The organism is Simplicispira piscis (genome assembly GCF_054783455.1).
Window position 1 is genome coordinate 22,738 of sequence record NZ_BAAGQN010000015.1, and the last position, 25,769, is coordinate 48,506.

The 25,769-nt window shown below is 62.9% G+C and carries 24 protein-coding genes and 1 tRNA gene; 10 read left to right on the top strand and 15 right to left on the bottom strand.

Annotated elements, in window-relative coordinates:
- Positions 1-281: 281 nt before the first annotated feature.
- Both ACYVOC_RS09690 and ACYVOC_RS09695 read right to left on the bottom strand, forming a co-directional pair.
- A complete protein-coding gene (locus ACYVOC_RS09690) occupies positions 282-3,965 on the bottom strand; it encodes a hydantoinase B/oxoprolinase family protein (RefSeq protein WP_461161674.1) in 3,684 nt (1,227 codons plus the stop codon).
- A gap of 70 nt (positions 3,966-4,035) precedes the next feature.
- Positions 4,036-4,566 carry a winged helix DNA-binding protein gene (locus tag ACYVOC_RS09695; protein WP_116004252.1) on the bottom strand — a complete coding sequence of 177 codons (531 nt, stop codon included), beginning with the start codon at positions 4,564-4,566 and terminating at the stop codon, positions 4,036-4,038.
- Positions 4,567-4,754: 188 nt separating this feature from the next.
- Here ACYVOC_RS09695 and ACYVOC_RS09700 point away from each other — a divergent pair, with 188 nt between their 5' ends.
- The 4 genes from ACYVOC_RS09700 to crcB are packed head-to-tail and all read left to right on the top strand — an operon-like array spanning position 4,755 to position 7,974.
- Positions 4,755-5,738 (top strand): TRAP transporter substrate-binding protein, encoded by a 984-nt coding sequence (locus tag ACYVOC_RS09700; RefSeq protein WP_116004253.1) that lies wholly within the window; start codon positions 4,755-4,757, stop codon positions 5,736-5,738.
- 15 nt (positions 5,739-5,753) lie between these two features.
- Positions 5,754-6,263 carry a TRAP transporter small permease gene (locus ACYVOC_RS09705; protein WP_116004254.1) on the top strand — a complete coding sequence of 170 codons (510 nt, stop codon included), beginning with the start codon at positions 5,754-5,756 and terminating at the stop codon, positions 6,261-6,263.
- Positions 6,256-7,560 (top strand): TRAP transporter large permease, encoded by a 1,305-nt coding sequence (locus ACYVOC_RS09710; protein WP_116004255.1) that lies wholly within the window; start codon positions 6,256-6,258, stop codon positions 7,558-7,560. The genes ACYVOC_RS09705 and ACYVOC_RS09710 overlap by 8 nt, the downstream gene beginning before the upstream one ends.
- A 30-nt stretch (positions 7,561-7,590) precedes the next feature.
- On the top strand, positions 7,591-7,974 hold the full coding sequence (gene crcB, locus ACYVOC_RS09715; RefSeq protein WP_116004256.1) for a fluoride efflux transporter CrcB: 384 nt from the start codon (positions 7,591-7,593) through the stop codon (positions 7,972-7,974).
- A 3-nt stretch (positions 7,975-7,977) separates the two neighbouring features.
- Here the strand turns inward: crcB and ACYVOC_RS09720 are convergent, their stop codons facing one another.
- A complete protein-coding gene (locus tag ACYVOC_RS09720) occupies positions 7,978-9,138 on the bottom strand; it encodes a cytochrome P450 (RefSeq protein WP_116004257.1) in 1,161 nt (386 codons plus the stop codon).
- 317 nt (positions 9,139-9,455) lie between these two features.
- Between ACYVOC_RS09720 and ACYVOC_RS09725 the strand changes: the two genes are divergently transcribed.
- Positions 9,456-10,322 (top strand): LOG family protein, encoded by an 867-nt coding sequence (locus ACYVOC_RS09725; protein WP_116004258.1) that lies wholly within the window; start codon positions 9,456-9,458, stop codon positions 10,320-10,322.
- A gap of 8 nt (positions 10,323-10,330) precedes the next feature.
- Here ACYVOC_RS09725 and plsY read toward each other — a convergent pair whose 3' ends face one another.
- The 3 genes from plsY to ACYVOC_RS09740 all read right to left on the bottom strand — a co-directional run bounded on the left by plsY (position 10,331) and on the right by ACYVOC_RS09740 (position 12,723).
- Positions 10,331-11,017: a glycerol-3-phosphate 1-O-acyltransferase PlsY gene (plsY, locus tag ACYVOC_RS09730; protein WP_461161675.1), complete on the bottom strand. Its 687-nt coding sequence runs from the start codon at positions 11,015-11,017 to the stop codon at positions 10,331-10,333.
- Between the two features lie 69 nt (positions 11,018-11,086).
- Positions 11,087-11,590, bottom strand: a complete 504-nt coding sequence (ybaK, locus tag ACYVOC_RS09735) for a Cys-tRNA(Pro) deacylase (protein ID WP_461161676.1) — start codon at positions 11,588-11,590, stop codon at positions 11,087-11,089.
- A gap of 71 nt (positions 11,591-11,661) precedes the next feature.
- Complete coding sequence (locus ACYVOC_RS09740; protein WP_461161677.1) at positions 11,662-12,723, bottom strand: aldo/keto reductase; 1,062 nt, start codon at positions 12,721-12,723, stop codon at positions 11,662-11,664.
- A gap of 136 nt (positions 12,724-12,859) precedes the next feature.
- Between ACYVOC_RS09740 and ACYVOC_RS09745 the strand changes: the two genes are divergently transcribed.
- From ACYVOC_RS09745 to ACYVOC_RS09765, 5 genes are all read left to right on the top strand, one after another.
- A complete protein-coding gene (locus ACYVOC_RS09745) occupies positions 12,860-13,777 on the top strand; it encodes an alpha/beta fold hydrolase (protein WP_461161678.1) in 918 nt (305 codons plus the stop codon).
- A gap of 380 nt (positions 13,778-14,157) precedes the next feature.
- Positions 14,158-15,262 (top strand): peptide chain release factor 2 gene (prfB, locus tag ACYVOC_RS09750; protein WP_461161679.1). Its coding sequence is split into 2 segments (ribosomal slippage): positions 14,158-14,238 and positions 14,240-15,262, totalling 1,104 coding nucleotides; the frame shifts between segments, so codons are not numbered across the junction.
- 9 nt (positions 15,263-15,271) lie between these two features.
- Complete coding sequence (gene pepN / locus ACYVOC_RS09755; RefSeq protein WP_461161680.1) at positions 15,272-17,995, top strand: aminopeptidase N; 2,724 nt, start codon at positions 15,272-15,274, stop codon at positions 17,993-17,995.
- A 10-nt stretch (positions 17,996-18,005) separates the two neighbouring features.
- Positions 18,006-19,013 (top strand): class 1 fructose-bisphosphatase, encoded by a 1,008-nt coding sequence (locus ACYVOC_RS09760; RefSeq protein ID WP_116004267.1) that lies wholly within the window; start codon positions 18,006-18,008, stop codon positions 19,011-19,013.
- Positions 19,014-19,024: 11 nt separating this feature from the next.
- Positions 19,025-19,100: transfer RNA gene (locus ACYVOC_RS09765), tRNA-Thr, on the top strand.
- Positions 19,101-19,598: 498 nt separating this feature from the next.
- Here ACYVOC_RS09765 and ACYVOC_RS09770 read toward each other — a convergent pair.
- The 9 genes from ACYVOC_RS09770 to ACYVOC_RS09810 form a co-directional block, all read right to left on the bottom strand.
- Positions 19,599-19,865, bottom strand: coding sequence for a hypothetical protein (locus ACYVOC_RS09770; RefSeq protein WP_461161681.1), 267 nt, complete (start codon positions 19,863-19,865; stop codon positions 19,599-19,601).
- On the bottom strand, positions 19,855-20,076 hold the full coding sequence (locus ACYVOC_RS09775; RefSeq protein ID WP_461161682.1) for a hypothetical protein: 222 nt from the start codon (positions 20,074-20,076) through the stop codon (positions 19,855-19,857). Before ACYVOC_RS09775 ends, ACYVOC_RS09770 begins: the two co-directional genes overlap by 11 nt.
- Positions 20,073-20,489 carry a DUF5681 domain-containing protein gene (locus ACYVOC_RS09780; RefSeq protein WP_461161683.1) on the bottom strand — a complete coding sequence of 139 codons (417 nt, stop codon included), beginning with the start codon at positions 20,487-20,489 and terminating at the stop codon, positions 20,073-20,075. Before ACYVOC_RS09780 ends, ACYVOC_RS09775 begins: the two co-directional genes overlap by 4 nt.
- Positions 20,486-20,791, bottom strand: a complete 306-nt coding sequence (locus ACYVOC_RS09785) for a VRR-NUC domain-containing protein (RefSeq protein WP_461161684.1) — start codon at positions 20,789-20,791, stop codon at positions 20,486-20,488. The genes ACYVOC_RS09780 and ACYVOC_RS09785 overlap by 4 nt, the downstream gene beginning before the upstream one ends.
- Positions 20,792-20,957: 166 nt before the next feature.
- The gene (locus tag ACYVOC_RS09790) at positions 20,958-22,940 is read right to left on the bottom strand and encodes an AAA family ATPase (protein ID WP_461161685.1); all 1,983 of its coding nucleotides are present in this window, start codon (positions 22,938-22,940) and stop codon (positions 20,958-20,960) included.
- A complete protein-coding gene (locus ACYVOC_RS09795) occupies positions 22,940-23,260 on the bottom strand; it encodes a hypothetical protein (RefSeq protein WP_461161686.1) in 321 nt (106 codons plus the stop codon). Before ACYVOC_RS09795 ends, ACYVOC_RS09790 begins: the two co-directional genes overlap by 1 nt.
- Positions 23,257-23,742 carry a helix-turn-helix domain-containing protein gene (locus tag ACYVOC_RS09800; RefSeq protein WP_461161687.1) on the bottom strand — a complete coding sequence of 162 codons (486 nt, stop codon included), beginning with the start codon at positions 23,740-23,742 and terminating at the stop codon, positions 23,257-23,259. Before ACYVOC_RS09800 ends, ACYVOC_RS09795 begins: the two co-directional genes overlap by 4 nt.
- Positions 23,743-24,200: 458 nt before the next feature.
- Positions 24,201-25,346, bottom strand: coding sequence for a hypothetical protein (locus ACYVOC_RS09805; protein WP_461161688.1), 1,146 nt, complete (start codon positions 25,344-25,346; stop codon positions 24,201-24,203).
- 104 nt (positions 25,347-25,450) lie between these two features.
- Entirely contained in the window at positions 25,451-25,762 is a 312-nt protein-coding gene (locus ACYVOC_RS09810) for a HigA family addiction module antitoxin (protein WP_461161689.1), read from the bottom strand.
- Positions 25,763-25,769: the final 7 nt, after the last annotated feature.

The following is a 25,769-nucleotide window of genomic DNA, read 5'->3' on the forward strand; positions in this document are numbered from 1 at the left end:
GCTGCTTGCGCTTATCCAGTAAGCGTTTGAAGCCAATTTTTCTTAATTTTCTCCCCTCGAACAACTGGCGTAAACGTCGTTCTTGCCTGCGGTCGACACAGTGCAGGCGGCGGCCCCCGCTGTGGGTGCGGGATGTAGTGCTTGCACCAAGTGTGGAGGCCGGGATGTGCCCCCGGCGGGGCACCTTCTTTTCTTGTCTCGCCAAGAAAAGAAGGCAAAAGAACGCGACCCCAATCCATCACTCCAGAAATAGACAAGGCATGATCGTCACGCCTAAAAAATCAGGCCTCACCAAACCCACCGCCACCCGGCGTGTGGATTTCAAAAATGTCCCCCGGCTGCATATCGGCCTGGCCCAGGTGGTCGATCTTCTCCACCCGGCCCTGGGCCCGCACTACGCAGTTCATGCCCGGTAGCCCAGCCTGCCCTCCGGCCATGCCGAAAGCGCCATGCACACGGCCATTCGAGAGGATGCTGGCCGTCATAGGCTCCAGAAAGCGCACACGCCGCACCCCGCCATTGCCCCCCTGCCAGCGCCCCGCGCCGCCCGAACCCTGGCGGATGGCGTAGCTCTCGAGCCGCACCGGGAAACGGAACTCCAGCACCTCGGGGTCGGTCAAGCGCGAGTTGGTCATGTGCGTCTGCACCACGCTGGTGCCGCTGAAACCACCGACCAGCGCACCACTGTCATCAAACACCCCGCCCGCACCACTGCCGCCAGAAATGGTTTCGTAGTACTGGTACTGCGCGTTGCCAAAGGTGAAGTTGTTCATGGTGGGCTGACTGCCCGCCATCACCCCCAGGGCCCCGAACAGCGCATTGGTGATGCAGGTAGAGGTTTCCACATTACCCGCCACCACCGAGGCCGGTGGGTTGGGGTTGAGCATGGAGCCGGGCGGAATGATGACCTCAATGGGCTTGAGGCAACCGGCATTGAGCGGGATGTCGTCATCCACCAGGCAGCGGAAAACGTACAGCACAGCAGCCATGCACACGGCTGTGGGTGCGTTGAAGTTGTTCTGCTGCTGGGGCGAAGTGCCCGTGAAATCCACCACGGCGCTGCGCTGCTGCGCGTTGATGTGCACCGCCACCTGGATCTGTGCGCCGTTGTCCAGCGGCAGCGTGAAGCGCCCGTCCTTCAGCCGCGCTGCCAGGCGCGTGATGGCCCGGCGCACCGACTCTTCGGCGTTGTCCTGCACATGGCCCATGTAGGCGCGCACCACCTCCAGGCCAAACTGCTGCACCATGCGGCGCAGTTCCTGCACGCCTTTTTCGTTGGCGGCGATCTGGGCCTTCAGGTCGGCCAGATTCTGCTGCGGGTTGCGCGAAGGATATTCACCCGAACCCAGTAACGCCAAAATTTCCGCCTCCCGCAGCACCCCCGCATCGACCAGCTTGAAGTTATGGATCTGCACTCCCTCTTCTTCGATGCGCGTAGAGAACGGCGGCATCGACCCCGGTGTGGTGCCCCCCACATCGGCGTGGTGCCCCCGGCTGCCCACGTAGAAGGTGGGCTGTGCCGTGCCTTGCACATACACCGGCGTGATGACGGTGATGTCGGGCAGGTGCGTGCCGCCGTGGTAGGGATCGTTGAGCACGTATACGTCGCCCGGCTGCATGCGGCCCGCATTGTCGAGGATCACGGTCTTGATGCTCTCGCCCATGCTCCCCAGATGCACCGGCATGTGCGGCGCGTTGGCGATGAGATGGCCTTCGGCGTCGAACAGCGCGCACGAAAAATCGAGCCGCTCCTTAATGTTGACCGAATAGGCCGTGTTCTGCAGTTGCAGGCCCATCTGCTCGGCAATGTTCATGAACAGGTTGTTGAACACCTCGAGCAGCACCGGATCGACCGTGGTGCCCACCGCATGGCGCACCGGGCGTGGCACGCGGCGTTCGAGCAGCAAGTGGTCGAGCGCGGTCAGCTGCGCCTCCCATCCGGGTTCGACGATGGTCGTGGCGTTCTTTTCGGCAATGATGGCGGGACCGGGCAGCACATCGCCCGGACGCATTTCTTCGCGCGCGACCAAGGCTGCATCGTGCCAGGCGGCCCGCCCGTCGACCCCTGCGCTGTAGATGCGCACAATGCCCCGGTGCGGCACTTCGCGCACCGGGTTCAGCGCATGGCGCGGCTCGTCAGGGGCATCCCCCGCCACCACCGCCTCCACCGATACAGCTTCCACCACCAAGCCCTTGCCCTGCATCAAAAAAGCATAGCGCTGCCGGTAGGCCGCCTCAAACCCGGCCACCAGGTCCACCACGCCTTGGGCGGCAGGGGCGCACAGGTCGCCAGGGCAACCGACCACCAGGGCGGCGTCCGAGCCTTCGTAGCGCACATGCACACGGCGCAGCACCGTCACTGCACCGCCGCTGGCCTGCTGGCGTACCAAGTCGGCGCGGGCGGCGGCGGCCAGTGCATCCAGCGCGGCCTGCACGGCGGGCAACGCTGCCTCGGTGAGCGGGCTCTCCACCGCCTGCTCGCGGATGACGTTCTGGTCTGCCAAGCCCATGCCATAGGCTGACAGCACCCCCGCCAGCGGGTGCACCAGCACCTGCTGCATGCCCAGCGCGTCGGCCACCAGGCAGGCATGCTGGCCACCGGCACCGCCAAAGCACTGCAGCGTGTAGCGCGTGACGTCGTAGCCGCGCGCCACCGAAATCTTCTTGATGGCGTTGGCCATCTGCTGCACGGCGATCTCGATGAAACCGTGGGCCACGTCCTCGGGCTTGCGGCCCGTTTGCTGCGCCAGGACGCCAAACTGCTGCGCGACCACATCGCTGTCGAGCGGCTCGTTGGCCGCATGCCCAAAAACACGCGGAAAATGCGCCGGCTGGAGCTTGCCCACCATCACGTTGGCGTCGGTCACGGCCAACGGACCGCCGCGCCGGTAGCTGGCCGGGCCGGGGTTGGCGCCCGCACTCTCAGGGCCCACGCGAAAGCGCGCCCCGTCAAAACCCAGCAGCGAACCGCCACCCGCCGCCACCGTGTGGATGCTCATCATGGGCGCGCGCATGCGCACGCCGGCCACCTGGGTCTCGAACTCGCGCTCGAACGTGCCGGCATAGTGGCTGACGTCGGTCGATGTGCCGCCCATGTCGAAACCGATCACGCGCCCATGCCCGGCCAGCTCGGCCGTGCGCGCCATGCCCACGATGCCGCCGGCCGGGCCGGACAGGATGGCGTCCTTGCCCTGGAACACCTGGGCGTCTGTCAAGCCGCCCGAAGACTGCATGAAGAACAGCTTGACGCCCGGCATCTCGCCCGCCACCTGCTCCACATAGCGGCGCAGAATGGGCGAGAGATAGGCGTCCACCACGGTGGTGTCACCCCGGCCCACGAACTTCATCATCGGGCTGGTCTGGTGCGAGGTGCTGATCTGCGTGAATCCCGCCTGGCGCGCCAGGCGGGCAGCCACCTGCTCGTGCTGCGTATAGCGGTAGCCGTGCATGAAGACAATGGCCACGCTGCGCAAGCCCGCATCAAACGCGGCCCATAGACGCTCCTTGAGGTGCTCCTCGTCGATGGGTTCGATCACATCGCCATGCGCGCCAATGCGCTCCTGCGCCTCGATGACGCGGCTGTAGAGCAGCTCGGGCAGCACGATATGGCGGTCGAAAATGCGCGGGCGGTTCTGGTAGGCGATACGCAGCGCATCACGAAAGCCCTGCGTGGTCACCAGCAACGTGGGCTCGCCCTTGCGTTCGAGCAAGGCATTGGTGGCCACGGTGGTGCCCATCTTCACGCACTCGACCAGGTCGGGCGTGACCGGTGCCCCGGGCGCCAGCCCCAGCAGGTGGCGGATACCAGCGACCGCCGCGTCGCGGTACTGCTCGGGGTTGTCCGACAGCAGCTTGTGCGTGACGAGCTGGCCGTCGGGCCGCTTGCCCACCACGTCGGTGAAGGTGCCGCCCCGGTCGATCCAGAACTGCCAGCGGGTGGGTTGCAAAACCTGTGAGATGGTCATTGTATGCTATATATTTTATAGCTTTTAGCGCTTACCCATTAAGCGCTAAAAGCTATTTTTACTTTAATTATCAGAGTGATGCCGCCGCACGCGCCGCCTGGTCGTACATGCCCGAGAGCACGCGCAGCAGGCGCGCCAGCTCGCCAATATCGCGGTTGAGCGCGTCGTCGGCGTTCAGGGCGTCGATCAGGCAGCTCTCGCGGATTTCGCGGTAACGCTGCACATGGGCGCGGCCTTCTTCGGTGGCGGCATAGGTCACTTCTTTGCCATTTTTCTGCGAAGCCACCACGCCCAGGCCCTGCAGCTTCTTGAGCGCATAGTTCACCAGGTGCGTGTCCTCCACGTTCATGATGAAACAGATGTCCGCCAGGCGCTTGTTGCGGGCGCGGTGCGTGACATGGTGCAGCACCAGCACATCGAGCGGTGTCAGCTCCTTCAGACCCGCAGCAGCCATGCAATGCACCACCCAGCGGTGAAACGCATTGCCCGCCACGATGAGCCCGAACTCGAACTCGCTCATCTCGGCGCTGTGCGCCGACACCAGGTGCGCCGACGAGACAATGGGGGCATGCTCTGGCTTTGCTGTGGAAGCAGGTTTCATGGGGGACGGGGCTCCAGTGATGGCCCGGCCGAAAAAGGTCGGCAAGGCCGTCTGGATTGTAGGCACCAAGACAATAATTTGCCGACAATTTGTCAACGTTTAGTACAAACACCTAGGTGGGCGCGGCCACCTTCCGCTACAGTGCCAGAGCCTCTTTACCTCGTTCAACCACCTTGCGGAGTCCTTCCATGCAGCGTAGAAACTTCACCGCCACAGCTCTTGGCCTGGCCCTGGCCTGCGGCCTGTCTGTCGCCCCTGCCATGGCCCAGACCAAGTGGGACTTGGCCGCGGCCTACCCCGCCGGCAACTTTCACACGGAAAACATGGCCCAGCTGGTCGCTGACATGGACAAGACCACCGGCGGTGTATTCAAGATTACGCTGCACGCCAATGCCTCGCTGTTCAAGGCACCCGAGATCAAGCGCGCGGTGCAGGGCGGGCAAGCGCAGATGGGTGAGATCCTGCTCGCCAACTTCCAGAACGAATGGCCGCTTTTCGGCGCCGATGGCCTGCCCTTCCTGGCTACCAGCTTTGCCGAGTCAAAGAAGCTCTACCAGGCCCAAAAGCCGTTGCTGGAGAAGAAGCTGGCTGAGCAAGGCATGCTGCTGTTGTACGCCGTGCCATGGCCACCCCAGGGCCTGTACACCAAGAAGCCTATCGAGTCGGCGGCCGACCTCAAGGGCATCAAGTGGCGCGCCTACAGCCCGGCCACGGCACGTATCGCCGAACTGGTAGGTGCACAGCCTGTCACTGTGCAGGCGGCTGAGTTCTCGCAGGCGCTGGCCACGGGCGTGGTCGAATCGACCATGACCTCGGGCGCCACCGGCGTGGACAGCAAGCTGTACGAGCACCTCAAGTACTACTACGACCTGCAGGCCTGGCTGCCCAAGAATGTCGTCATCGTGAACCGCAAGGCGTTCGATGGCCTGAACAAGGGATCGCAAGAGGCCCTGCTCAAGGCCGGCATGGACGCGGAAGCACGCGGCTGGGTCGCTGCCGAAAAGGTCAACGCCGATACGCTGGCCAAGCTCAAGGCCAATGGCATGCAGGTGCTGCCGCCCTCGCCCCAGCTCAAGGCCGACCTCGCCAAGGTGGGCGAGACCATGCTCAAGGAATGGCAGGAAAAGGCCGGCCCCGAAGGCAAGGCCCTGGTGGACGCTTACCGCAAGTAAGCACACGGCCTGCCGATGCGCCGTCTGCTAGACGCCCTGTACAACGGCGCCGCCGCCCTGGCGGCGCTTTTCATGGTTGCGCTGCTGGGGATGGTGCTGTTGTCGATTGCCAGCCGACAACTGCACTTTCACGTACCCGGTACCGACGCCTACGCCGGCTATCTGATGGCGGGCGCCGGGTTCCTGGCGCTGGCGCACACGCTCAAGCGGGGCGAACATATCCGCGTCACGCTTTTGCTCAACGCCCTGCGCGGCGGCGGGCGCAAGGCGCTGGAGATATGGGCCTTGGGCGCAGCCAGTTTTCTGACCCTGCTGTTTGCCTTCTACAGCGCTCGGCTGGCGTGGCAGTCCCATGTTTTTAACGACATTTCCACGGGCAGCGACGCCACGCCATTGTGGATTCCGCAACTGGGCATGGCCATAGGCACAGCCGTGCTGGCCATCGCCTTCATCGACGAGCTGGTGCTGGAACTGCGGGGCTGCCGCACGCCACACAACCCCGAAGAGGCCCTGCGCAATGAGTGACCTTGCCATCACCGGCCTGCTGGTGCTTTCGCTGTTCCTGATTCTGGGCAGCGGCGTGTGGATCGGGCTCACGCTCTCGGGTGTGGCGTGGATCGGTATGCAGCTTTTTTCGTCACGCCCGGCGGGCGATGCCATGGCCGTGACCATCTGGGGATCGGCATCGAGCTGGACGCTGACCGCCCTGCCCCTGTTCATCTGGATGGGTGAAATCCTGTTCCGCACCCGGCTCTCGCAAGACATGTTCAAGGGCCTGGCGCCCTGGGTGCAAGGCCTGCCCGGACGCCTGCTGCACACCAACGTGGTGGGCTGCACCATTTTTGCAGCGGTGTCTGGCTCCAGCGCCGCCACCTGCGCCACCATCGGCAAGATGACGCTGCCCGAACTGACCCGGCGCGGCTACCCCGAGCACATGGTGATCGGAACCCTGGCAGGGGCCAGCACACTGGGACTTTTGATACCGCCGTCCATCATCATGATCGTTTACGGGGTCATGGCCGACGTCTCGATCTCCCGACTGTTCGTGGCCGGGGTGCTGCCCGGCCTGCTCCTGGCGGGGCTGTTCTCGGGATACATCATGCTGTGGGCGCTGCGCCACCCCGGAGCGATTCCGCAGGCCACCGAGCAACTCCCACTGCGGCAAAAGCTGGCCGCCTCACGCGCCCTCATACCGGTGGTATTGCTGATCGCAGCGGTACTGGGCTCCATCTATACCGGCATCGCCACCGCTACCGAGGCCGCCGCCGTGGGCGTGGTCGGTGCACTGGTGTTGTCGGCACTGCAGGGCTCACTGAATTGGGTGAGTTTTCGCGATGCCCTCATGGGCGCCACGCGGCTGTATTGCATGATCGCGCTGATCCTGTCGGGCGCAGCCTTTCTAACGCTATCGATGGGCTACATCGCCCTGCCGCGCCACCTGGCCGAATGGATTGCATCGTTGGGTTTGAGCCAGGCGCAACTCATCCTGGCGCTGTCCCTGTTCTTCATTGTGCTGGGCTCGTTCCTGGACGGCATCTCCATGGTGGTGCTGACCATGGGGGTCCTCATGCCCACGGTGCAGGCCGCCGGGATCGATCCGATCTGGTTTGGCATCTTTGTGGTACTGGTGGTCGAGATGGCACAGATCACGCCGCCCGTGGGCTTCAACCTGTTTGTGCTGCAAGGCATGACGGGACGAGAACTGACCTGGATTGCCCGGGTCACCCTGCCCATGTTCCTGCTGATGTGCGCGGCGGTCATGTTGATTTACCTCTTCCCGGCTATCGTCACCTGGCTGCCACAGCAAATGTCGGCGAACTGATGCGGGCGCGCTTGCGATGACAATGGCAGCATGTTGAATGTCCTGTCCATCTGCTTCGGTGCCAGCCTGGGTGCGCTGGCCCGCTGGCGCCTGGGCCTGTGGCTCAGCCCCGGCAGCGTGCTGCCCTGGGGCACGCTCGCTGCCAACCTGATCGGGGGCTACCTGATTGGGTTGTGTGTCGCTGTTTTCCAGGCCCTGCCGCAGATCGACCCGGTCTGGCGACTGGCCCTCATCACGGGTTTTCTGGGCGCGCTGACCACCTTTTCCAGCTTCTCGGCCGAAGTGGTGGCCATGTTGCAACAACAGCGCTACCTGCTGGCCCTGGGCACGGTGGCGCTGCACCTGTGTGGTTCTTTGCTGATGACCGTGCTCGGTCTGCAGTCTGCCGCCCTGTTATTGCCCGGCCGCGGGTGATTCTTACGCCCAGCGCATGCGCAGCGGCACCGTGGCATAACCGCTGGCAGGGTACTGCGCCACGGTGAAGGGCTGGTCTGCCACACACGCCCAATCCTGCGTGGCGTCGAGCAGCGCCCGCAAGGCCACACGCAGTTCCATGCGCGCCAACGGCGCACCCGGACACACGTGGATGCCTGCACCATAGAGCAGGTTGTCGGCGGGGTTGCGGCCCCAGCGAAAGGTTTCGGGCGCCTCGAAAACGCGCGCATCGCGGTTGGCTGCAGCCCAGTGCACCGTTACCCGCTCCGCTTCTTCAATCCGCCGACCACCCAGCACCACCGGGCAGGTCGTGGTGCGACGGTTGGTGGCCAGCGGGCCATGGAGCCGCAGGATTTCATCAATGGCCTCGGGCTGGAGTGCCGGGTCCGTGCGCAACTGGGCCTGTATGTCGGGATGCTCGGCCAGCCAGCCCGCGAGAATGCCCACGGCGGCGGCGAGGGTGCCGATCTCTCCCACCGTCCAGTTGCGCAGGATGCTGGCAATTTCCGCCACGGTGAGCGTGCGGCCCTGCACGCTTTCGTGCATGAGCGATGCAGTGACATCATGCCCCGGCGCCACACCGTCCAGGCGCCGCTGCTGCAGAACATCGTCCACCATGGTTTCGAACTGCAGCGCCAGTGCCGTCAGCGCGCTGCGGTCCTGCGCGAGAGTCGCCTGGTGGTTCTGGCGCGTCCATTGCGCCAGCGGGGCATGCAGGCTTGCCGGCCAGCCCAGAAAGGCACACTGCACCTGCACGGCAAAAGGCAGCGCCCAGGCAGACATCAACTCCACCCTCTCGCCCCGCGCCAAATCCTGCACCAATTGGGCCGCAATGGCCCGGCAAAGGGGCTCGAACGCATCGACGCGGCGTACAGAAAAGTACGGCTCGATGGCGCTGCGGTACGCCGTGTGCTCGGGCGGGTCCATACCATTGGGCACGGCGACATGGCGCGACACCACGCTGCTAAAGCGCACATGGTCGTGCAATACGCGCTTGACGTCTTCGTGGCGGAACAGCGACCACCCCAACAACTCGCTGTAGGCCACTGGGCACTGTTCTCGCAAATGATCGCCGGTGGCGATGGGGGCCCGCTGAACCTCTTCGGCCCGTGGGTTCCAGTCTGGCTGTGGTGCGGTATTCATGGCACTCCGTTGCTTCTCAAGCTGACCTCTGTGGCGGCTATACCGCCCACATTCGGATAGAGGACCAGTATGGCCCAGGTGCCTACGCCAGCCAAGCACCATCCGCGCCACGGCCCAGGTTTTGCCAATGCGCCGCACGGCTCTGGCGGCTTTTACACTGCAGACAAATCACTATGCAAACAATAGCAATAAAGCATTATCAGGTAAGAGAAAATGCCATATTCTGTAAAAATTCAGGGCTACACTGGAACGCAGGCCCTGGCCTGAAACCACTTCAAAAAACTGCGTGGCAATGGCCGCGCCCCTCGGAAAATTTGATGGAAGCCAACACACAACTGAACGAACGCCGCCTGGCCGACGCCTGGGAAGAACTGCATTCGCAAGCCAACAACGGCAACCCGCTGCTCGCCGACTCCAACCGCATGGCCTTTGCGGACCCTGAGTTTTTATTCCGACGCGAGACCCGGGGTATCCGCTTCCAGCTCGAAATGCTCAAACCCGACCTGGGGCAAGCCGAGCAAGGCATCGAAAGCACGGTGGTGGTTTACGGCAGTGCCCGGTTTGTCGCCCCGAACAAGGCAGAGCAGCAACTGTCCGATGCGCTGGCCAGCGGCGACGCCGAGACCATCGCACGGGCCGAACGCGCCGTGCGCAACGCCCGCTACTACGACCAGGCCCGCCAGTTCGCGCGCATGGTGGCCGAACACAGCAACCGCCAGTCCCCGGCCAATCGCCTGTATATCTGCACCGGCGGCGGCCCCGGCATCATGGAAGCCGCCAACCGCGGTGCGCATGACGCAGGCGCACTCAACATCGGGCTGAACATCACCCTGCCGCACGAACAAAGCGGCAACCGGTTCATCACGCCTTCATTGAGTTTCAAGTTCCATTATTTTGCGCTGCGCAAGATGCATTTCATGATGCGCGCCAAGGCCTTGGTAGCCTTTCCCGGCGGTTTTGGAACCATGGACGAATTGTTTGAAGTGCTCACCCTGGTGCAAACCGGCAAGACCAAGCCGGTGCCCATCATCCTGTTCGGCACGCAATTCTGGAAGCGGCTGATCAACCTCGATTTCCTGGTCGAGGAAGGCACGATTTCCCCCGAGAATCTGGGCCTCTTTCGCTACACCGACGACCCGAAGGAGGCCTGGGAAATGATTCGGGAGTTTTACCAACTCGCGTAAAAAACGGCTCAGTGCCTTTTGCGGCGCTTGCGGTTCGCGGACCCTGGCACGGCAGCGGTGGCCGCGACTTCCTTGCTTTTGCCCAGGCGTGATTCCTTGCCTTGCACCAGGCGGCTGATGTTCTCTTTGTGGCGCCAGGCCAGCAAGGCCGACATGGCGATGATGGCGACCACGGTGACGCGGTCCGTGGACCACAGCATGCCGCCCGCCAGCACATACACCAGCGGCGCCAGCAACGCCGCAGACAGCGAAGCCAGGGATGAATAACGCGACACCGCTGCCACCACCAGCCAGGTCAGCGCAGTGAACAGGCCCAGCCAGGGGCTGATGCCGACCAGCACGCCCAGTGCCGTGGCAACGCCCTTGCCGCCCTCGAAGCGAAAAAACACCGGCCACAGGTGCCCAAGGAATGCGGCCAGCCCCGCCATGGCCACGGCGCCCTCACCCAGGCCATAGGGCTCGCCAAACCAGCGCACCAGCACCACGGGCAACCAGCCTTTGATGGCATCGAGCAGCAGTGTGATCACGGCGGCGGCCTTGCTGCCCGAGCGCAGCACGTTGGTGGCACCCGGGTTCTTGCTGCCGTAGGTGCGCGGGTCGTTCAGGCCCATGGCGCGCGTCACGATGACGGCAAAAGACAGCGAGCCCAGCAGGTAAGCCGCCAGCACGACACAAACAGAATAGACAACGGGCACGAAAAATTCTCCAGATCACAGCAAACGGCCATGCCAGGACGGCACGGAGGCGGCGCTCATTCTGCCAGCCTATTCGGCCAGCGCACACTGCACAGGCTGCGCGCCCAGCAAGCGCACGCACACCTGCGGATCGAGCTGCACCAGGTAGCCCCGGCGCCCGCCGTTGATGGCGATGCGCGGGAGTTGCAGGATGCTTTCCTCGATGTACACCGGCATGTCCCGGCGGGTGCCAAAGGGAGAGGTGCCGCCAATAAGGTAGCCACTGTGGCGATGGGCCACCTCGGGCGTGCAGGGCTCGACCGACTTGGCGCCAATCTGGCGTGCCAGGTTCTTGGTGGAAACCTTGCAGTCACCGTGCATCAGCACGATGAGCGGCTTGGCGTCCTGGTCCTGCATCACCAGGGTTTTGATGACCTGGTGCTCATCCAGGCCCAGGCAGGCCGCACTGTGCGCAGTACCGCCGTGGTCCACGTACTCATAGGGGTGACCGGTGAACTCGACCTTGTGCGCCTTGAGCATTTGCGTGGCAGGGGTTTCGCTCACATGGGCGGTTTTGCCGTCTTTCTTGGCCATGAAAATTCAAATTTAATAGCTATTAGCGCTTTATCCATAAGCGTTAGAGCCCATTTTCCATCATATTTTCATTAAAGCGCCGGATCGCCCAGCTCCCAGCGAATGGCGTCGATGGCGGCCAGCAACTCCGGCGAAAGAGCCGTTCCCCAGGCGTCCAGGTTTTCATCCAGCTGCGCGAGCGATGTCACGCCGATGATGGTGCTGGCTACCTGCCACTTGGTGTAGCAAAAAGCCAGCGCCATCTGCGTGGGGCTCAAGCCGTGGTCGCGGGCCAGCTGGTTGTAGCGGCGTGCGGCCGCCAGCGCCTCAGGGCGGCCCCAGCGCTGTTTGCGCACCTGCTCGTAGCGGGCCATGCGCGCGCCCTGCGGGGCATCGGGGCCGGTCGTGCCGCTCTGGTCAAACTTGCCGGTCAGCAGACCAAAGGCCAGCGGCGAATACGCCAGCAGCGACACGCCCAGCCGGTGGCAGGTTTCATCCAGCGCGTTCTCGTAGCTGCGGTTGACCAGGCAATAAGGGTTCTGCACCGAGGCTACACGTGGCAAGCCATGCTGCTCGGCCAGACGCACAAATTCGTGCACGCCATAGGGCGTTTCGTTCGACAAACCGATGGTTCGCACCTTGCCCGCCTTGACCAGCCCGGCCAATACTTCGAGTTGCGTGTGGATCGGCGTTTGCGAGGTCTCCTTGGCCGGGTCGTAGTACTTGATACCAAACGCGGGCACGTGGCGCTCAGGCCAGTGGATCTGGTAGAGGTCGATCACATCGGTCTGCAGGCGGCGCAGGCTGGCCTCGCACGAGGCCACGATGTCGGCCGCCGTCATGCCTTGGCCTCCGCGAATCCAGGGCATGCCGCGCGAGGGGCCGGCCACCTTGGAGGCCAGAACAACCCTGCCACGCGCGCCGGGACGCTGGGCAAACCAGTTGCCGATGATGGCCTCGGTGGCGCCAAAGGTCTCGGCGCGGGCGGGCACGGCGTACATCTCTGCGGTATCGATGAAGTTCACGCCCCGCTCCAGCGAGCGGTCAAGAATGCGGTGGGCATCCTGTTCGGTCACCTGCTCGCCAAAGGTCATGGTGCCCAGGCAGATGGGGGTGACGTGCAGGTCGCTTTGGCCCAGTGGAATCGTTTTCATGCGGTCTCCGTTGACAAGCGCGCCAGTTTACGGCGCCAGCGCTGCGGCTGCTGGGCAGGGCTTATCTCCGGCCCAGCCGCAAAAATTGTCCCGGGATTGACATCAACAAAGCAAATGCTTGGTAATAATAAAACCCATGTACCAGACCGCCCACACCTCACGCAGCGAATTCGTGCCCATCCGCCAGCTCAGCTACCATGTGCGACTGTGGGGTCCCGAAACCTCCAGCCTGCCGCCCCTGGTGCTGGTACATGGCTGGATGGACGTGGCCGCCTCGTACCAGTTCGTGGTGGATGCCTTTGGCGCGGCCTTCATGCAGGGACGGCGCATCATTGCCCCCGACTGGCGGGGGTTTGGCCAGACGGCGCCGCCCTCACCGACCGACCATTATTTTTTTCCAGACTACCTGGCCGACCTCGACCAGTTGCTCGACCACTACGCCGGCGACACCCCGGTCGACCTGGTGGGCCACAGCATGGGGGGCAGCGTCGTCATGTTCTACGCTGGTGCACGGCCCGGACGCATTCGCCGCCTGGTCAACCTGGAAGGCTTTGGCATGCCCGACAACCAACCCGCCAAGGCCCCGGCACGCTATGCCGAGTGGATGGACCAGCTCAAGGCCTTGCAGCGCGGCGAGATGGCGCTCAAGACCTATGACAGCGTGGACGGCGTGGCCCGGCGCCTGATGAAGACCAACCCCCGTCTCTCGCAAGACAAGGCCGACTGGCTGGCCCCGCACTGGGCCCAGCCCGATGCCCAGGGGCAATGGCACATCCTGGGCGATGCGGCGCACAAGATCACCAACGCACAGCTGTTTCGCCTGGAAGAGGCGCTGGCCCACTACGCCGCCATCACCGCGCCCACCCTGGCCATCGAAGCCAGCGACGACAGCCTGGGGCTGTGGTGGAAAGGCCGGTACACGCTGGAGCAGTACCACGAGCGGCTCCAGTCGGTACCTGACTGCCGCACCGCCGTGGTGCAAGACGCCGGTCACATGCTGCACCACGACCAGCCGCAGGCCGTGGCGGCTTTGATCGAATCCTTTCTGGCGTAGCAGCCCGAATCAGCCCCATTCGACCCGATGCCCGCAGCAATCAGGGGCCGAGCGCGAACTTGTGCCGGGGCAAAGACCAAACCACTTCCTGACCCCGCAAAGCGCCATCGCATTGCAAGCCTTGCTGGCCCACGCCGGACAAGGCCACGCATCGAGCGAGCTGACCCTCGTGGCGCGCCCTGACAGCGATGCCAAGGCACGCACAGTGTGCGCATCAGCGCGGATCGATCCCGCCAACCTTGGCATATTGCTGGCTTTTCTCGACATGCCGACACGCTGAAAGAAAGCGCCCTCGTTGTCAGGCTTGCCGGCCCGAAAACCGGCGCAGCGCTGCGCATGAGAAAATCACGGGTTATTTACAGAACACCCAGGACACCATCATGGAAGCAGAACGCATCAACCTCATCGGCAACACCCTGAACGACCTCGCGGAGCGCACCCGTGAGTTACGGGGGTATCTTTGACTACGATGCCAAATTTGAACGCCTGCGCACGGTAAACGCCTCGCTCGAAGACCCGGCGGTCTGGAACGATCCGAAGAAGGCCCAAGAGCTGGGCAAGGAAAAAAAGTCCCTCGACGGCGTAGTGCTGACGCTCGAGCGCCTGACGCGCGAGCTGGCCGACAACACCGAGTTGTACGAAATGAGCGTCGAAGAAGGCAACGACGACGACCTGGAGGCCATTGCTGCCGAGGCCGCCAAACTGCAGCCCGAGATCGAAGAGCTGGAGTTTCGCCGCATGTTCCGCCACGAGGCCGATCCGCTCAACTGCTACCTCGACATCCAGGCTGGCGCTGGCGGCACCGAGGCCTGCGACTGGGCCAGCATGCTGCTGCGCCAGTACCTGCGCTACGCCGAGCGCAAGGGCTTCAAGACCAGTGTGGACGACGAAACGCCGGGCGACGTCGCCGGTATCAAGGGCGCGACCATCCACATCGAAGGCGAGTACGCCTATGGTTTGCTGCGCACCGAGACCGGCGTGCACCGCCTGGTGCGCAAATCGCCGTTCGACAGCTCCGGCGGGCGCCACACCAGCTTTGCCAGTGTGTTTGTCTACCCCGAGATCGACGACTCGATCCAGATCGACATCAACCCGTCGGACGTGCGCACCGACACCTACCGCGCTTCGGGCGCCGGCGGCCAGCACATCAACAAGACCGACTCGGCCGTGCGCCTGACACACATGCCGACCGGTATCGTGGTGCAATGCCAGGACGGGCGCAGCCAGCACGGCAACCGCGACATCGCCTGGCAGCGCCTGCGCTCCAAGCTCTACGACTTCGAGATGCGCAAGCGCCAGGAAGAGGCGCAAAAGCTCGAAGACACCAAGACCGATGTCGGCTGGGGCCACCAGATCCGTTCCTACGTGCTGGACAACAGCCGCATCAAGGACCTGCGCACGAACGTTGAAATCTCCGCCACGCAAAAAGTGCTGGACGGTGATCTCGACGCTTTCATCGAAGCCTCGCTCAAGCAAGGCATATAAGGAAACCACATGCCATCAATGCGTGACGGACAGGCCCCGGCCACCGCCATCTACCGTGCTGACTACCAGGCCCCTGCCTGGTGGATTGACAGCGTGGAACTCACCTTTGACCTCGATCCGGCCAAGACCCGCGTCCTGAACAAGATGCACGTGCGCCGCAATCCGGATGTGGCCGCACAACCGCTGCGCCTGCACGGCGAGGAACTGAACCTTTCGCGCGTACTGGTGGGGGGCGCTGGCACCTCGTTCAAGATGGACGGCAACGTGCTCGTACTGGAAAACCTGCCCGAAGGCTACGAGCCGGTGGAGCTGGAGATCTTCACCACCTGCGCACCCGAGAAAAACACCAAGCTCATGGGCTTGTACGTCAGCCAGGGCACGTTCTTCACGCAGTGCGAGGCCGAGGGTTTCCGGCGCATTACTTACTTCCTCGACCGGCCTGACGTCATGGCCAGCTACACCGTGGTACTGCGGGCCGACAAGGCTGCGTACCCGGTGCTGCTGTCCAACGGCAACCTGGTCGAGCAGGGCGAGCTTGACGGAGGCCGCCACTTCGCCAAATGGGTCGATCCGCACAAGAAGCCAAGCTACCTGTTCGCCCTGGTGGCGGGCAAGCTGGTGGCGCGCCAGCAGCGCATCGTCTCGCGCGCCGGCAACGAGCACCTGCTGGAGGTGTACGTGCGCCAGGGCGACCTGGGCAAGACCGAGCACGCGATGAACTCCCTCATGGCCAGCGTGGCCTGGGACGAGGCACGCTTTGGCCTGTCGCTCGATCTGGAGCGCTTCATGATCGTCGCCACCAGCGATTTCAACATGGGCGCGATGGAGAACAAGGGCCTGAACATCTTCAACACGAAATACGTTCTGGCCAGCGAAGCCACGGCCACGGATGCTGACTTCGCCCACATAGAAAGCGTGGTGGGCCACGAGTATTTCCACAACTGGACGGGCAACCGCGTCACCTGCCGCGACTGGTTCCAGCTCAGCCTGAAGGAAGGTCTCACCGTCTTCCGCGACCAGGAGTTTTCCATGGACATGGCGGGCAGCCCTTCGGCCCGCGCCGTCAAGCGCATCGAGGACGTGCGCGTGCTGCGCACCGCCCAGTTCCCCGAAGACGCCGGCCCCATGGCCCACCCGGTGCGGCCCGACAGTTACGTCGAAATCAACAACTTCTACACCCTCACCATCTACGAAAAAGGGGCCGAGGTGGTGCGCATGATGCATAACCTGGTGGGCCGCGACGGCTTTGCGCGTGGCATGAAGCTGTATTTCGAACGCCATGACGGCCACGCCGTCACTTGCGATGATTTTGCGCAAGCCATCGCTGATGCCAATCCGCACAGCAGTCTGGCGACCCTGCTGCCCCAGTTCAAGCACTGGTACAGCCAGGCCGGTACGCCCCATGTGCACGCCACGGGCCAGTACGATGCACAGGCACGCAGCTACACGCTCACGCTCACGCAAAACTGCGCATCCACACCCGGCCAGCCGGTCAAGGCCCCCTTCGTCATTCCCGTGGAACTGGGCCTGCTCGCACAAGATGGCCGTGCCCTGCCCTTGCAACTGGCGGGCGAAGACGCCCCTGGCGCGCCCACGCGCACGGTGGTGCTGGCCGAACCAAGCCTGTCGCTGACGTTTGTCAATGTCGACAGCGCCCCTGTGCCTTCGCTGCTGCGGTCTTTCAGCGCCCCGGTAGTGCTGGACTGCGACTACAGCGACGAGGACTTGCTGACCCTGCTGGCGCACGACAGCGACGCCTTCAACCGCTGGGAGGCAGGACAGCGCCTGGCATTGCGAATCGCTATCAATGCGATAGCTGATAGCGCCCTACAGGTAAGCTCTAGCGGCCAATTTAATCAAAAAATTCTGCCTGACAACTTCACCCAGGCGATGCGCGGCGTGCTGCGCCACCCCCAACTGGACGCTGCGTTCAAGGAGCTGGCGCTCACGTTGCCGTCTGAAACCTACATCGCCGAACAACTCGAGGTGGTGGACCCGCAGCGCGTGCATGCCGTGCGCGAAGCCATGCGCCTGCAACTGGCCCTGGCGCTGCACGACGACTGGCAGTGGGCGTGCGAGCAGCACGAACAAGTCGGCGCCTACCGGCCCGACGCCATTTCCAGCGGGCGCCGCGCCCTCACCGGTATGGCGTTGTCCATGCTGTGCCTGGCGGCGCAGCACACGGGCGATGCGATCTGGCCCGGCAAGACGCTGCAGCGCTTCAAGGACGCGGGCAACATGACCGATCGTTTCAATGCGCTCAGCGCCCTGGTGGGCAGTGGCCACGCCCTGGCAGCACCTGCGCTGGCGCGCTTTCATGCGCTGTTCAAGGATGAGCCGCTGGTCATCGACAAATGGTTCGCGCTGCAGGCAGGCTGCCCCGACCGTGGCGGCCACGTGCTACCCATCGTGCGCCAACTCATGCAGCACCCCGACTTCAGCCTGAAAAATCCGAACCGCGCACGCAGCCTCGTCTTTAGCTACTGCAGCGCCAACCCTGGCGCCTTTCACCGGCAGGACGCCGCGGGCTACGTGTTCTGGTGCGAGCGCGTCATTGAACTCGATGCCATCAACCCACAAGTCGCCGCGCGTCTGGCACGCGCCCTAGACCGCTGGAAGAAGCTGGCAGAGCCCTGGCGCACCGCAGCCCGCGAAGCCATCGCCCGCGTCGCCGCACGAGAAACCCTGAGCAACGACGTGCGCGAAGTCATCACCCACGCACTGGCCGAATAAGGAGAAACCCATGGCAAAACGAGTCAGCCTGACACGCTATCTGGTCGAACAGCAACGGGTGGACGGGCTCATCCCCGGCCAGCTGCGCCTGCTGCTGGAAGTGGTGGCACGCGCGTGCAAAGGTATCAGCCAAGCCGTTAACAAAGGCGCCCTCGGCGGTGTGCTGGGCAGCGCCTACAGCGAGAACGTGCAGGGCGAAGTGCAGAAAAAACTCGACATCATCGCCAATGAGGTGCTGATCGAGGCCAACGAATGGGGTGGACATCTGGCGGGCATGGCATCCGAAGAAATGGACGCCATCTACGTTGTGCCCAACCGCTACCCCAAGGGCGAATACCTGCTGCTCTTCGACCCCCTGGACGGCTCGAGCAACATCGACGTGAACGTAAGCATTGGCACTATCTTCAGCGTGCTGCGCATGCCCGAAGACGACCGCGGCGTGGACGAGGGCGACTTCCTCCAGAGCGGCACGCAGCAAGTAGCCGCCGGCTATTGCGTCTATGGCCCACAGACCACGCTGGTGCTGACCGTGGGCGACGGCGTTGCCATGTTCACACTCGACCGCGAGCAGGGCTCGTTTGTGCTCACCCAGGAAAACGTACGCATCCCCTCCGACACACAAGAATTTGCCATCAACATGAGCAACATGCGCCACTGGGACGAGCCCGTGCGTCGCTACATTGACGAGTGCCTGCAAGGCCGTGAAGGCCCACGCGAAAAGGACTTCAACATGCGCTGGATTGCCAGCATGGTGGCCGACGTGCACCGCATCATGACGCGCGGCGGCATCTTCATGTACCCCTGGGACAAGCGCGAGCCCAACAAACCCGGCAAGTTGCGCCTGATGTACGAGGCCAACCCCATGGCCTGGCTCATCGAACAGGCCGGCGGCGCCGCCACCAACGGTCGCCAGCGCATCCTAGACATCCAGCCTACCCAGCTCCATGAGCGCGTAAGTGTCATCCTCGGTTCAAAAAATGAGGTCGAGCGCGTAACCAGCTACCATTCAGCGCTATAATTCGAGGCTAAGCCGGTGTAGCTCAGTCGGTAGAGCAGCTCATTCGTAATGAGAAGGTCGGGTGTTCGATTCATCTCTCCGGCACCAAGTCAGATAAGGGTTCATTGCTATGAAAATAGTAGTGAACCCTTTTTCTTTTGTTGGTATGTAAGGGCGGATGTAAGACGATTTCGGGAAAGCCACGCCAGCACCAGCAACAAAAAAGGCCCCACGGCGGGGGCACTGGTTGGATGCGACGGCCATCAAACTGCCGTGCCTTGAGTGCATATGCAGCATCAAGGCCTCAGCAGCAGCAAACGCGCAGGCGCAGCGGCTGGGCCCATGGCGCATGACGTTCAGCAGCCATTGCAACGCGGGTGTTTCCAACTGGGGGAACCACGGTAACCAGCTTGGTAACCAATGCGTGTTAACCCGGTCATTCCATGCGTACCGTGTTGCGCACCAACTGGGCGCGTACCTCTTTACACCGCAATTTTCTCTACGCGCCGAACCAGCGAGTTGTGTCACCCGGTGCACATACTTGGCGGTGCCCCTCCTCGCGCCAGGGGCCCACTTGCAAAGCCTTCTTTCGGCCATCGGCAGGCCTTACCCTTCGATAATTGCCTTGCGCAACTGCACCAGTTCCTCAAGCGTCATTTCGTTTGGTGCTATTCCCGCTTCCAGCTTTGCCACGCGCTCAGGGTCAGCCGTGGTGTGATGGAAAAATGCGGTACCAAGTACCGATACACCCGCAGACCCGACACGCACTTGGGCTTGCTCCTTGGTTTCTCCATCGCGCAGGCACACCACACGGATGCGGCTATTGGCACCAGTCAGAGCCTCCAGGGCCTGCACACGTTTTTCAAGCTGCATCGCTATCTCCCTTGGTGTGCTGGGGTGTCACCAGCTGCACCACAGAAACACTGTCCGGCTTCCGGCCGTGTTGGGCCACAAATGCGGCCACCTCTGCAAGCCGTTTTGCGTCGGCATTTTCAGCGGGGTGCACAACAACAAGGCAGCTCTTCCAATCTTTCCCGCCTTGGTGTGCTTCCAGGGCCTCAATGCGTTTTTCTATGGTGCTCATCGCTTTTCCTCCAGTTTGGCCACACGCTGCGCCAGGTCATCAATCTCCACCACGCGGGCCAGCGTGCTAATGGCCCCCAGCAGCGCAGCCCCTTGCCCCGGCGCAAGCTCACCAGCGGCTACAGAAGCCAGAACGGCTCGACCTTGGTCGGTCAGGGTGCCATCGGGCAGGGTTAGGGCTTGCGGCTGTTCTGCGGCCTTCAACGGGGCAATGGCGCGCTCCAACAAGAGGCGGGCGGCGGCGGTGTCGCCTTCCAATGCCTGCGCCATCAGCTTTGACAGCAAATCAGGCACGCGGTCTGCAATGGCGGCGCGTAGCTTTGCCACTTCACCAGTGCCCGGCTTGCGTCCGGCAGGGTTCCCACTTTCCCCGGCCTTCCACCGTCCGGGCGGTCTTTTCTTTGCGGCGGTCATATCTGCATTTCCTTTGCTCTATCAAGTTCGCGCAGCACGTCCTGGCAGTCACGGGCCATGAATGCCACGCCACCAGCGCAGCGGATGCGCTCCAGGAATAGGGTCTGCTCAGGGCACAGGCGTCCGGCCTGGGCTTTCACTTCCACACCCAGCAGGCGGCCATCCTTCAATTGCCCCAGCAGGTCAGGGCAGCCACGCCAGCCAAAACGGATAAAGCGGCCTTCCACCTTTGCAGCCCCGCTATTCATGCGCTCTGCCCATGCCACGGCGGGATGCGTGCGCAGGGCTTTCAAGACTTCCACCAGGGCGGCAGCTTCTGGGCGGCTGTTCGTTCGTAGGGTCTGTATTTCATCTCCCAGCAAGTCAGTACCAGCAGCAGGTGCGGGGCAGGTGCGGATTGGTGCACCCCTATAGGGTGCTGCACCTATCTGCACCTTTTCTGCCCGGCGGTGCGGATTGGTGTTTGCACTATTTCGCACCATTTCGCACCTCACAAACGGCGGTCACTATCCCTATGCACTCCAACACCTGCCCGGCATTCACCAGCTTTTTCAGTTCGCGGTAAACGGCGCTTTTGTCGTATAGCGGCTGAAAGTGCTCCACCACCTCGCGCTTTTTCTTTCCGGCGGGCTGGGTGCGCAGGTACTCCAACACAGCACCACCGACTTCAGAAACCCGCTTGCCCTGGGGCTTGTCTGGGGCATCAGCAGCCTCCACCACGCAGGACGTAGCAGCGGCCCCCCATTTCGTGCTGCCCAGCGTCACGGTGTCCAGTCGAAACCCGATACGTTCGCCCTTGGTGCTCAGGTCGCGTTGCTTGGTGATTTCAGCGCAGCGGCCTTGCGCGCTGTCGGTTACCTCGATTTCCGTATCCACTGCGGCGCGGATGCCACTCCAGCCCCGCGCACCGTTCGCGGCTGCCTTTCCGCTGTGGTGCACCAGCAGGAAATGCGCATTGCAGGCGCTGCGGATGCGGTCGAAGCGGCGCACCACCAGGCCCATATCCTGCCCGGCGTTTTCGTTCGCACCAGCGCTCAGGCGTGCCAGGGTGTCACCCACAATCAGGCGCACCTTTTGGCCTCGCTGGTTCTCCAACTGGCGCACTACGGCAATCACGGCTTCGGTGTCGGCATCCCCATCAAACAAGTCGATAGGGCTTTGCACAATGGCGAAGTTAGGCACGCGCACTCCGTGGTGCTTTTGGTATGCCTGCAATCGGCCACGCACGGATGCGGGGCTCTCAGCGGCCAGATACACCACCAAGCCCGGCTCGGTGTTGCGCCCCATCCATTGCGCACCACGCGCCACGGCGGCGGCCATGTCGATAACGAAAAAGGTTTTTCCGCTATTGCTATCGCCATAGAGCACGCTGCCATCGCCAGCGGTTAGCACCCCTTCCACCAGCTCATCGGGCGGCGTGAAGGTGTCGGGGAGTTCGTCGGCAAATGCCACAGACAGCGGCAGGGGCGGCAGTGCAGGCTCGCGCGCGGCTTGCAGCACATCGGCCAGCACGTCGTAACCGTCACGCTGTGCAAGGTCGTTTGCGTCGAAGTTCTGCGCCTCTCCTTCTGGCATGTAGGCCACAGCAGCGCCGACTTCGCGAGCTATCCTTTCGGCGGCTTCTTCTTTGCCAACATCGGGCACCAGCACCAGGCGGGCGGATGCATCACCCTGGCGCAAGTCGGCAGCTACGCGCGCCACACGGCCCCAGCCAAAACACACCACGGCGCAATGCCCGGTCGCTTGCCAGCAGGCCCACGCGGTGCCAATGCCTTCGCACACAAGCGCTACGCCACCGGGCACCAGTTCGCCCACCGTGAAATAGCCATCCTGCAAGGTTGCGCCCGGTAGGTTCGGCTTGTCATTCAAGCCCTTCGCCTTCATGCGCGCGGCGGTCTCAGGCGGCGCGATGCATTGCACGGTCGCAAGCTCTCCGCTGGGGCGCAGCACGGGCACCACAAGCGCACCGGCCATGCTCTGCGCCTGTATGTGCAACGGGTCGCCATCGGGCACCACGCGCAGGCCGTCAAGCGGCACCCCGGCGGCGCGTTTAGCAACGATGTACGGATGCGCGGCGGTTGCGGGCTTGCAGCGCGCCCACACTTCGGCAGGGCTCATGCCGGAGGAAGGCATGCGCGGCGGCTCTGGGGCTTTTCTGGGAGCTTGCTGTAGGCATCGCAGGGGCTTGCCTTCACGAATGCGCCAGCCGTTTTCAGCAGCCACGCGGAAAAGAGTTCCAGCCCCTACGCCTCCGCCAGACTTGATGCTGCGCCACGTATCGCGGGCGTCGCGTTCGTTGTAGTTCCCGGCCCCGGCGCTCCAATCATTGAAGGCGTCGAAGTCAAGGCCAGCAGCTTGTGCAGCCATGCCCACCTTCACCCATTCATCACGCGGCAGGTCGGGCGGTATAGCTTGCAGCGCATCGCGTGCGCGGTCAGCAGGCGCGGCCATCATGTGCCACCCCCGTTCAATGCCAGTGCTTGCGCGGTGTATTTCCCGTCAAGGTGGTACAGGGCAATGATGCGGTGCGGGTTGTCATCGGTGGGGCTGGGCACCTCGATGGTTTCCACCGGCCAACCCAATGTCCGCAGCGTGAATATCACCGCACCCAAGCGCCAGCTTTGTGTACTGCCCTCGAAGTCTGGATGGTCAATCATTCGGCCATCCATCAGCATTCCAAGGGCGCGGTCTGCCAGGGTTCCGCGCTTGGGCCAGGTCGGGCAAAACGGTAGGGGCGGCAGGAAAGAGAGTTGTTCAGGGGCTTGCCTCATGCTGCATCCCCTTCAAACAAACCTTGCTGCCCCGGATGATGGCGGCGGCTCTTGAGCGCAGCGTTGAAACGGTCCGCAATGCGCTTTGCTTCGGCAGCTTTTGAGCGGCGAGCCCGGCGTGCAGTCCGAACCTTGGTGCACCAGTTATCAGCGCCAGCAGCCATTGCGCAGGCGACGATTTCCGGTTCAAGGAAGTATTCAGCCACCCATGCCACGCGGCCATCACGGCACCCTGTGGCCTTGTCCTGAGCCTGGATAGGCCATCCGTATTTTTCCGCGAGGTAGAACGTTACGGCTGATAGTCGCGTCGTGCTGGCTTCGTCCACGGCGTCCAGGCTGGTCAGGCGTTCGTAGTGGAGCAAACGGGCCAGAACCTCGGCAGTCACCGTATTCAGCTTGGCGGGCAGTCCACCTGGGGCGATAATCTGCGCACCTTGCCGGGTAGCGCTCGATACTGCATTTGTGGTGTCGGGCGTTTTCATTTGGCGGCCCTCCCACGGTGAAACCAGCGGGACGGCGCTGCGCACCACAGCGCCAACAGCAGGCGATTGATGGCGGCGCTCATGGCGCTACTCCCAGCACGCGGCGGATTTCAGCTACTGGCCAATGAAGTTTGGCGGTGCCAGGTATGCGAATAGGACGGATAGGCCCCGATTCTTTGCAGGCGTGTATGCGCGCGGTCTGTTTCGCAATGTGCATGTAGTGTGCATATGCGGCGGTGTCTACCGTGGGGCGGGTTTCAAGCTCCAGCGGTGTGAAGCGTTGTTCGGATGATGTTTTCACTTGTGAACCTCTCTGCGCGTTTTGCGCTGTTGAGGTTCACTATTGGGAAAGTGCTTTTAATGCTTGCAAGCTCTTACTAAAGTTTGCTAAAACCCGCATGGATAAAAGCTTACAGCCCGATTTACGTTAAAACTTTCAGTGAGAGTTTGAGAGTTTTTCAGCCCAGTGTCACGTTAGTGAGTGCTTTTAGAACTGTGCCGCTCTCAAACCGCAATTTGCCACCACGCTTTTTAAATCCAGCGTTGAAAAGTGCCGTCGCTACCCTGTCGGCCAATCGCTTACGGTTTGCAAGTAATGCGGGGTTCTCCATAGCCAATTGACGCGCAAAGTAGCGGGCGGGCGTGTACCAGAGTTGCGCAGGTGTTGGGTCTTGCTGGTCAATCGATAGCCACGGCTTAGCATTGCTGGCGCTGTCTGCCATGGGCGCGGGCGGGGCGGCCTGGGGCTGTGCGGGCGCTCCAGCAGTTGACGTGTTGGGCGTTTGCGCCAGTTCGGCAAAAAGCGCATCGAAGCCCTTTTCGTATTCGGCCTCGATTTCCTTTGCCACACCGTGCCATTCGCGCCAGGAACGGCGGGCCGGGTGACTCTCGTTGTAGTCCGTCAATCTGCGTTCTAGTAGTACGACACATTGCTCGTCACAACCCCGTTGAACCAAGGGGTCACGTCCACACAAAAGCGCCGCCGCTTCATGCGGCGTGAGACTTTTGAGGCCCAGCCAATGGGCGTCGTTGTCGCTGGCACTGTAGAAGCCGCGCACAAACCAAAGGTGCTCAAGGTTCCGGGAACCTGGTGGGGCAATCAACGGCTCAAACCCCTCCATCACCAATGGTGCAGGGGCAATCAATGGATTTGGGTTCGGGTTGAAGTCCAAGGCGTGGGCACTTGGGTCAAAACCTTCGGGGTTGGAGCGGGCGCGCCTCCCGTCAGGCCGGTATTCATTGGAGTGGGCGGCCTCGAACTCGTCACGCCACACAAACACCCCTGCGGGCAACTGCGCTAGCGATTCACGCCGCCATTGTTGCCTGCCTGTTGCGCGGCTGGTTTCCTTGGCCTTGATTGTGTTGCTGGTGGCTTCCAGTTCGCCAACAACCCAGCTTACCCACCAGCGCGGCGGTATTGCCTCTATGCTGCCATCGGAGTGCAGACGGTGCGCGGTCAGTCCGTCAAACGATGGCCAGTGGTCAGAGTCCCCAGCCAGAATCTGCGCCAGTCCGTCAGGTGAAAGTCCGTGCCAATCAGTCAGTAGAGGGATGGCTCGAACTGGCAGGGCCTGCCTGTCGTTGATTTTAATGATGACTTGCAAAGCACCCTCCCGAATGCGGCTCCCTCAATAGGTGCCCCAGCAGGCCAGCGGGAGGAGCTGGATTTACAGCAGGATTGCAGCCCTGCCTAGCTGGGGCGAAACTCTCAGGCCAAAGCGGGCGCGGGTTGAACGTGCATGGGTGCAGCCTTGAATCGCTGGGCAGCCTGCCACATGTCGTAGGCGCTTTGCTCTGCCAGCCACACGCGGGCATCCCCTCCACGCTCCACACCTAGCCATGCCTCGATGCGCAAGGCCATTTCCGGTGATATGGCAGCGCGGGCATTGAGTACGCGCGATAGGGTCACGCGGGACACGTCCAACTGCTGGGCGGCCTCGGTCACACTCAGCCCCAGCGCGGGCAAAACATCATCGCGCAGCGTCAGGCCAGGGTGCGGGGGGTTGAACATGCGTGCCATCGTTGTT